This is a genomic window from Parageobacillus sp. VR-IP, from assembly GCF_013357975.1.
GTDB classification, from domain to species: Bacteria; Bacillota; Bacilli; order Bacillales; family Anoxybacillaceae; genus Saccharococcus; species Saccharococcus caldoxylosilyticus.
Map to the genome: position 1 here is coordinate 430,609 of NZ_JABVYQ010000004.1, position 8,574 is coordinate 439,182.

General features: G+C 46.1%; 9 protein-coding genes. 7 read left to right on the forward strand and 2 right to left on the reverse strand.

Features of this window, described 5'->3' with window-relative positions; genetic code table 11:
- The first annotated feature begins 3 nt into the window (after positions 1-3).
- Entirely contained in the window at positions 4-747 is a 744-nt protein-coding gene (locus HT574_RS12820) for an HAD family hydrolase (protein ID WP_175244884.1), read from the forward strand.
- Complete coding sequence (locus HT574_RS12825) at positions 744-1,919, forward strand: rhomboid family intramembrane serine protease (protein ID WP_175244885.1); 1,176 nt, start codon at positions 744-746, stop codon at positions 1,917-1,919. Before HT574_RS12820 ends, HT574_RS12825 begins: the two co-directional genes overlap by 4 nt.
- On the opposite strand, the gene HT574_RS12830 is transcribed toward HT574_RS12825, so the two are convergent.
- On the reverse strand, positions 1,916-2,788 hold the full coding sequence (locus HT574_RS12830; RefSeq protein WP_175244886.1) for a hypothetical protein: 873 nt from the start codon (positions 2,786-2,788) through the stop codon (positions 1,916-1,918). The two genes, HT574_RS12825 and HT574_RS12830, sit on opposite strands and share 4 nt — an antisense overlap.
- A gap of 129 nt (positions 2,789-2,917) precedes the next feature.
- Between HT574_RS12830 and HT574_RS12835 the strand changes: the two genes are divergently transcribed.
- The 4 genes from HT574_RS12835 (at position 2,918) to HT574_RS12850 (ending at position 6,962) form a co-directional block, all read left to right on the forward strand.
- Positions 2,918-4,381, forward strand: coding sequence for a spore germination protein (locus HT574_RS12835; RefSeq protein ID WP_175244887.1), 1,464 nt, complete (start codon positions 2,918-2,920; stop codon positions 4,379-4,381).
- Between the two features lie 115 nt (positions 4,382-4,496).
- Positions 4,497-4,709, forward strand: coding sequence for a YqgQ family protein (locus HT574_RS12840; protein WP_175244888.1), 213 nt, complete (start codon positions 4,497-4,499; stop codon positions 4,707-4,709).
- A gap of 7 nt (positions 4,710-4,716) precedes the next feature.
- Complete coding sequence (locus HT574_RS12845) at positions 4,717-5,673, forward strand: ROK family glucokinase (RefSeq protein ID WP_175244889.1); 957 nt, start codon at positions 4,717-4,719, stop codon at positions 5,671-5,673.
- Positions 5,674-5,798: 125 nt separating this feature from the next.
- On the forward strand, positions 5,799-6,962 hold the full coding sequence (locus tag HT574_RS12850; protein ID WP_175244890.1) for a M14 family metallopeptidase: 1,164 nt from the start codon (positions 5,799-5,801) through the stop codon (positions 6,960-6,962).
- Between the two features lie 47 nt (positions 6,963-7,009).
- On the opposite strand, the gene HT574_RS12855 is transcribed toward HT574_RS12850, so the two are convergent.
- Positions 7,010-7,186 carry a DUF2759 domain-containing protein gene (locus HT574_RS12855; protein WP_017435096.1) on the reverse strand — a complete coding sequence of 59 codons (177 nt, stop codon included), beginning with the start codon at positions 7,184-7,186 and terminating at the stop codon, positions 7,010-7,012.
- A gap of 445 nt (positions 7,187-7,631) precedes the next feature.
- On the opposite strand from HT574_RS12855, the gene HT574_RS12860 reads away from it, so the two are divergent.
- Positions 7,632-8,264, forward strand: coding sequence for an MBL fold metallo-hydrolase (locus tag HT574_RS12860; protein WP_175244891.1), 633 nt, complete (start codon positions 7,632-7,634; stop codon positions 8,262-8,264).
- The last annotated feature ends 310 nt before the right edge of the window (positions 8,265-8,574 follow it).

Genomic DNA, 8,574 nt, shown 5'->3' on the forward strand with positions numbered 1-8,574 from the left:
ACAATGAAACAGTGGGATGCCATTTGGTTTGATCTTGACGATACGCTTATTGACTATGAGCGGACATTCCGCACGGCCATTTACCATTGCTTTACAACGTTTTTCTCAAACCAAGCTGTTTCTTTTTTGCCATGGTTTCGTGTATTTAAAGCATACTGCGATCGCTATTGGCCGGATTATGCGGGAGGGCGCTTGACGAGAAAGGAGTACCGCCGCCTTCGCTTCCTTGAGACGATGCGTGTTTTTCATATAAAGATAAATGTGAAAACGGCAGATGAGTTTCACGCCTATTTTGATGAAGTAGTCGGCCGTTTTGCAATTGCGCTGCCAGGAATTATTTCGCTGCTCGAACGGTTGCAAAGCCTTTCGCTTCCGCTTGGTATTATAACCAATGGAGAAAGTGCCATTCAGCGTGAGAAAATTGCGTACGCCGGGTTGTGCCGCTTTTTCTCCGACGACGCAGTGGTTATTTCCGAGGAGGTTGGATGTGAAAAGCCTGATGTGGCGATTTTCCGCTGCGCCCAACGTCGATTGCCGTTTGGAAAACAGCCGGTATATATCGGTGATTCTTGGGAGCTGGATGTGATGGGAGCGCTTCATGCTGGATGGCGGGCGATTTATTTCCAGCAGCAGCCTGCTTCCGCCGTTTCGGCGCCATCTGCCGTCATCTGCCGTAGTGTGGAACAGTTAGCTTCCATATTGCTGGGGGAGCCTCATGTTATGGAAAAAAGGGGGAGGAGACGTTGAATGGGAAAATGGAATGTCTATTTTGGCAGCTCATTTATTTTTTTATAAAACAGCGTTACCGGATTGTCCAACTATCCCACCGCGTGAATGAAATTTGGTTGGAGTCACTCGAGAATCGGCGTGTTCCGCTCGTCCGCATCGTGCGTGATGATATCGATTGGGGACAACAGCTGAAACGGGATATGGAATATGCTTGGCGTGTTGTCGGGCAACTACCGAGGCGGAAAATTGGTAAAGCGGACCAAGTGGTGAATATTTATATTTCCACCTATCCTCCTGTTGATGATTGGGAATTTTTGATCGCAAAGCCGCTTCCGCTTCCGCAGCGGCGGAACGGCGCGTTCCGGACGCTTTTGATCCACTCGGGGAACATCGAGCATTCGCTGCAACAGCTAACAGACACGATCAAAACGCCTATTGTTCTTTCTCCTATCAGTGATGACAGCGATCCATTTTTCGAAGCTGAGCGGCTGAAACACCGTATTTTCCAGGAAGTAAGGGAACAACAAGAACGAGAAAGAAGGTTGTTTGAATACGGCAAACCTGTTTTTACCTATATTTTTATCGCTTTGCAAGTAGCGTTGTTTCTGTTGATGGAATGGAGCGGCGGCAGCACGAATCCCGAAGTGTTGATTCGATATGGGGCAAAATTTAATCCCCTTATTTGGGAAGGGGAATGGTGGCGCTTTTTTACACCGATTTTTTTGCATATCGGGTTTTTGCACTTATTGATGAATACGTTTGCGCTTTACTATTTAGGCATGATGGTGGAACGTCTTTACGGATCGTGGCGCTTTTTCTGCATCTATATGATTGCCGGTTTTTTTGGGACGCTTGGCAGCTTTTTGTTCACGTCGTCCCTTTCCGCGGGGGCATCTGGCGCCATTTTTGGCTTATTTGGAGCCTTGCTTTACTTTGGGACGGTATATCGGCATCTTTTTTTCCAAACGATCGGGACGAATATTATCAGCCTGATTATTATCAATCTGTTATTTGGAATCGTTGTTCCCGGAATTGATAATGCCGGCCATATTGGCGGGTTGATTGGCGGATTTCTTGCCGCCGGTATCGTCCATTTGCCCAATCATGCTGCTTGGAAGCGGCAAGCTCGTTCCTTATTTGTCACGGTAAGCATTGCTGCTTTAGGTTTATTGATCGGATTCCGCCTTTAGGTTATTTTTTGGATTAACTGAAATTTCTCCCCGTTTTCCGCCTCTATCAGTACAATTAAGTGGGAGTAGTCTTTGCTTATTAAAATAAGCGGTACGGTGCTGCCGATTGGCGAGAGGATGGAACCATCCTCTTTTTTTATGCCGAGGAAATAAGATTTATACATTCCTTCCCAAAGCTTCCCGATGATTTCTTGTGTTTTTTTCATCGAAAGGTCTGGCAGCGGCTGTTCATTATACATAATTAAGTCAGGTAAATATAATGAATAATATTGCTGCGCTTGGATGGAAAAGTGTGATAAAAGCGATTGGGCCTTATGCTGAAGATATCCGTTTGTTGTTTTGTTTAATATTCGTTGCCACTCTTTCTCCTCTTCTGTTGTCGCTCGGCGAAACGACGTGAGCGGGTGGTACGGCGAATCGATGACATATAAATAATCGCTTGTCATCGTCTGGCTGCTCGTAATGGCATTTCCTTCATGGAGTTCGCCATAGTGAAACGAAATCGTTTGAAAAAAACGGCTATCTTTGGCTGTTACTTTCTTTCGCTGTGTTAACGTTTTCCTATGACTCTCCCATTTAGAAAGACGGTCGATAAGACGGCCATCCGCAAAAAGCAAAGAAATATCCTGGCGTAAATAGGCGGTTCTGTCTAAGGAAGAGGACGTTGACCAAAGCAGTGAATATTTTCCCCTCCGTTTTTGCGGCTGCAGCTGCAACGTCGTTTTTGCTTCCTTAAATGTAGCTTGCGGGTGGATCGGGAAAAAGATAATCGTTTCTTTTGTTGAATTGTGGGAATAAAGGGAAAATAACAGAATCAAACATAAAAACGCTGCTGCGATCGTCATGATTGGAATGGTCCATTTTCTCATAGAACCCCCCCAAGATGGACAAGGTTTTCACCAATATATGCTTACAAAGACAAATTTATGTATGAATTTGTTTGCGGCTGTCAAAGATGAATGGTATCAAGATTGCAAGGAAATGCAGGTGGGATCACATTGGAAAAAAGCAGAAACAAACAGTTCGTTTCCCGGAACATACAAGACAATATTGCCTATTTGCAGCAAAGGCTTGGCGTCGGGAAGAGTTTTGATGTCATACAGCTTGACGTCGAGTATGCGGGAAGGGCAATGTCGTTTTTTATGATCGATGGGTTTGTCAAAGACGATATTTTACATTATTTAATGAGAAGATTATCGTTTCTCGAAAAAGAAGAATTGCAGATACACCCGCTTGAACAATTATTAAAAACGTATATTCCGTACGTAGAGTTAAGCAAAACCAATGATCTGGAAGAAGCGGTCAGTGCGGTGCTCGCCGGGCCGACTGCGTTGGTGGTAGACGGCGTCGATTATATTATTTTGATTGATGCGCGTACATATCCGGTTCGCGGTCCGCAAGAGCCGGATAATGAACGGGTCGTGCGCGGGGCGCGCGATGGCTTTGTTGAAACGCTTGTATTCAATACGGCGCTGATTCGCCGCCGCGTCCGCGACCCATCTTTGCGTATGGAGTATTTGCAAGTGGCACGCCGCTCGAGGACCGATATTTGCATTTGCTATATTGAAGAAATCGCCGATCCGGAATTAGTTGAGCGTGTGAAACAATCGATTGCCAAAATTGATACTGATGGGCTGGTAATGGCGGAGAAAACAGTGGAAGAGTTTATTTCAGGAAGGCATTGGAATCCGTATCCAGTAGTCCGCTATACGGAACGTCCGGATACGGCGGCGGCGCATTTATATGAAGGTCATGTGCTCGTCATTGTCGATGGTTCGCCAAGTGTGTTAATTACGCCTGCGACGTTTTGGCACCATCTCCAGCACGCCGAGGAATACCGCAACAAGCCGATTGTTGGCGCCTATTTGCGGCTTGTGCGCTTTTTAGCGGTTTGGGCTTCTATTTTTCTATTGCCGCTTTGGTATTTAATGATGACAGAACCGCAGTTATTGCCGTCGTCCCTCTCTTTTTTAGCGAAGGCAAAACTGGGTGATATTCCGTTATTTGCGCAAATTATCATGATTGAAATTGGCCTTGATATGCTGAGGATGGCGGCGATCCATACCCCTTCATCTTTAGCGACGGCACTGGGGTTGGTCGCCGCGCTGATGATCGGCGGAATTGCGGTAGAAGTCGGTCTGTTTTCGAACGAAGTAATTTTATATTTTTCGATTGCTGCTATTGGGAGTTTCGCGACACCAAGCTATGAAATGGGGCTTGCCAATCGTCTTGTTAGAATTGGGTTGTTAGTTTTGAGCGGAGTATTGGATCTATACGGCTATGTGGTTGGCATTGCGATGTGGATCATTGGCCTTGCGCGCATGAACTCGTTCGGCGTGCCGTATTTATGGCCGTTTATTCCTTTTTCCTATCGGGCGATGCGCGATGTGCTCATCCGCTCCCCGATGCCGCTGAAAAACCGGCGGCCGACCGTGCTGCATCCGCGCGATCCGGACCGGTGAAACAGGCTATGCGAGCGTTTTGCTCAAGCAGCCTGTTTTTCTTTTTTCCTGCTTGACGGAAGCAGTGGTTTGTTTATACATTTATATTGGGTAAAAAGAGGTGCAGGTGAAAATAATGAAAACGGTCTATGACGTACAGCAGCTTTTAAAACGGTTTGGGACGATCATCTATGTAGGAGACCGTCTAGCCGACTTAGAGTTGATGGAAGAAGAGTTAAAAGAGTTATACCAATCGCAATTGATTGACGTAAAAGATTTTCAAATGGCGCTTTTTATTTTGCGGCATGAGGCGCAGATCGAAAGAGAAAAACGAATGAAAAGGGAATGAAGAGACGATGGCAGAAAAATGGCTTGTTGGCGTCGACTTGGGCGGCACAACGACAAAAATGGCCTTTGTAACGACAGACGGGGATATTGTACATAAATGGGAAATTGATACTGATCTTTCGAATCAAGGAAAAAACATTGTCAAACATATCTCCAGATCACTGCAAGAAACATTGCATCGTTTAGGGGAAAACAAAGACCGGCTTTTAGCCATTGGCATCGGTGCGCCGGGACCGGTGCATATGGAAACGGGAATGCTTTATGAAGCAGTGAACCTAGGCTGGAAGAATTACCCGTTGAAAGAAGAATTAGAGAGGGAAATGTCTCTTCCTGTCGCGGTAGATAATGATGCGAATATCGCTGCTCTTGGTGAAATGTGGAAGGGAGCTGGCAGTGGAGCGCGCGATTTGATTTGCGTTACGCTTGGCACTGGTGTCGGGGGCGGAGTGATTGCCAACGGCCAAATTGTGCATGGCGTCAATGGCGCCGGCGGCGAAATCGGCCATATGACGATGATTCCAAGCGGCGGGGCACCGTGCAATTGCGGAAAAAGCGGCTGTTTGGAAACCATCGCTTCGGCCACGGGAATTGTAAGGATCGCAAAAGAAAAATTAGCAACATCGGACCGGCAGACGCTGCTTCGCCCTGACGCTGTAACGGCTAAGGCAGTATTTGACGCCGCGAAAGCAGAAGATGCATTGGCTTTAGAAATTGTCGAGGAAGTAACGTTCTATCTTGGCTTAGCCTTAGCGAATGCTGCCAATGTTTCCAATCCGGAGAAAATCGTCATTGGCGGCGGGGTTTCGAAGGCGGGGAATATATTAGTAGAACGTGTCACCACCCATTTCCGCCGTTTTGCGTTTCCGCGCGTTGCTGAAGGCGCAGCGATTGTATTGGCGGCGCTTGGCAATGATGCGGGAGTTATCGGCAGCGCATGGCTGGCCAAAACGTTATTGCCAGCATAAAAGGATATCTATGTCTAAAACGGTTCATCGAAAGGCTGATTATTCGATGAATCGTTTTTATTTTTCATTTTTCGTCGTTCTGTCTCATATGTTGAAGGTAGAATAGAAGGAAGGAGAGACGGCGTTTGAATATATATGCTTCCTTGGGCGATACACTGGCCATGTACAGCGAATGGTTTTCTGTGCCTTACGAGTTATTGGTGGACGCCAACCCACATATCAAAAACGGACATTTGAAGCTGGGAGAGGTTGTTTGCATTCCGGGATATGATGTGGTCCAATCATGGGAAGAGCTGGCCGGCTTTTTTTCCGTACACGAAATGGCATTGCGGCGCATGAAAGGTACAACGAAGATCACAAGCGGGGAAGTACAGCTGCCCAAGCGGATCGTTTCCCGCGTGGTTCAAGGGCAAAAAGCGTACGATTTTTCCACGCTGCAGCAGGATATCAAGACGCTTTGCCGCTATTTTCCGTTTGTGCGAACACGAACGATTGGATATAGTGTGCTTGGATTGCCATTAATCGAGCTGCAGATTGGCCGCGGGCCGATCCGCGTCCATTTCAATGGGTCTTTTCATGCCAATGAATGGATTACAACGGCGGTAATTATGACCTTTTTGAATGAATATTTACTGGCAGTGACAAACGATCAAACGCTGCGCGGCCATCGAATGCTAGACTATTATAACAAGGTGACGCTTTCCGTTGTGCCGATGGTCAATCCTGATGGAGTAAACCTTGTTTTGCACGGACCGCCGGAACAAGAGCCATATCGGAGCGAAGTGATCTGCATGAACGAAGGATCTTATGATTTTTCACAGTGGAAGGCAAATATCCGCGGCATTGATTTAAATAATCAATTTCCGGCCAAATGGGAGGTGGAGCAGGCCCGCAAAGTTCCAAAAGCACCGGCGCCTCGCGATTTTCCAGGGTTCGCGCCGCTCACAGAACCGGAAACAAAAGCGATGGCCGCATTGACCGAGGAAAGCGATTTTTCCATGATTTTAGCCTTTCACACACAAGGAAAAGAAATATATTGGGGGTACGAAGGACTGGAACCGCCGGAAGCGGAAGAAACCGTGAATGAGTTTGCCAAAGTAAGCGGCTATCGAGCCGTACGGTATATCGACAGCCATGCTGGGTATCGCGACTGGTTTATTCAAACATGGAGACGAAGAGGATACACGGTGGAACTAGGAGAAGGAGTAAATCCGTTGCCAATTTCCCAATTTACTGAGATTTACGAAGATAGTCTCGGCATTTTTCTAGCGGCGTTGTATATGGCATGAAGCAAAGAAATAAAAGCGCAAGAGGCTTTGGAAATGCCTCTTGCGCTTTAATGCGTGCCTGTTGGAAAACCGTGATGCAATATTGTCATAACGGTAAACCAGCCGAATACGGCGAAGGCGCCAAGTCCGAAAAGAAACCCAAGTATATTTTTCTCGCGTAAGGTGCGCACAATTCCGTAAAGCGCCAACAGCGCTACTAACGCAAAAATAATGACTGTTCCCATTGTCTTACCCCCTTGTGAAATAAATCCTTGTGATAAAATTTATGTAAGAAACCGACTAACTCTTTTTCATTGTAATCTTTTTTTATTTATTTGTCGAGGTCAAAAATAGGAATCAACATACGATATGCACGGCAATTTTTTAGGCGGTTCGAAATAACGGACAGTTCTACCATCATGTTTGGTTATGTGCTTTTCCAGGACGGGAGAAGAGGCGAAAGCGTTCTTGCATTTATCATCATTGTGTCCCACTTTCTTCTATATTATTCTGTTCTTATTTAGAATGGTTTGGTAAAGGACATGAGCGAAATGACAAACTTGGCCATGTTGCGATAAAATAATAGTAATTAGCGGTATAGCGATTTGGAAAGATACGTCTAGGAGATAGTGATGTTTTTGCCGACATAGTAGAAACGATATAGTGCCAACAAATGGAGGAGGAATAATCATGAAGTGGGAGCGCATTCCAGTCGGACCGATTCAGGCCAACGCCTACATACTATCCCATACGGATGGTACTTGTGTCATCTTTGATCCGGGCGCAGAGGGGGATAAAATTGTCGGGTATATTGAAAAACAGCAGCTCACTCCGCTGGCGATTTTATTAACCCATGCTCATTTCGACCATATCGGCGGCATTCATGAAGTGAGAGGGCGATGGGAGCTTCCAATTTATATCCATGAGAGAGAAAAAGAGTGGCTAACCGATCCTGCTTTAAACGGGTCGGCATATTTTGGCGGAGGTCAAGTCATCGTCCGATGTGAACCGACATGCATAACGGGAGAACAAACATTGCAAATCGGAGCGTTTGCCTTTGATTTACTGGAAACACCTGGACATTCGCCGGGCAGCATTTCTTACTATTGCAAAGAGATTGAAGCGGTGTTTTCCGGAGATGTACTTTTTGCTGGAAGTATTGGACGCACCGATTTGCCGGGAGGAAACCATGAACAGCTATTGCGCAGCATCCACGATAAGCTGCTTACATTGCCAGAGGAAACAGTAGTATTATCCGGACATGGTCGGGAGACAACAATCGGAGCGGAAATGGATACAAATCCGTTTTTGCATGGATTTTAAAAGGAAACCAATGCCACAAAAAAGCAAACGTGCCGGCCGCGGTTGGCAAATGACACGTTTGCTTTTCCGCAAACAAAAAACCCTTCTTCGATAAAGAAGGGTTTTTTGGGGGATGTTCTATCCATATAATGGGAGGGGATATAGTTAAGCTACTACTATAACAATATAACAGCGTTTTTACTATGTCAATAGTAAAAAACAAAAAACGGGAAAGGAAATAGATATGGCAAAGGCGATTTATGAAGCGATCTATGCCTCGCCGCTTGGGCGCATCTCGTATGCCGACTACATGAGGCTTGCTTTATATGAT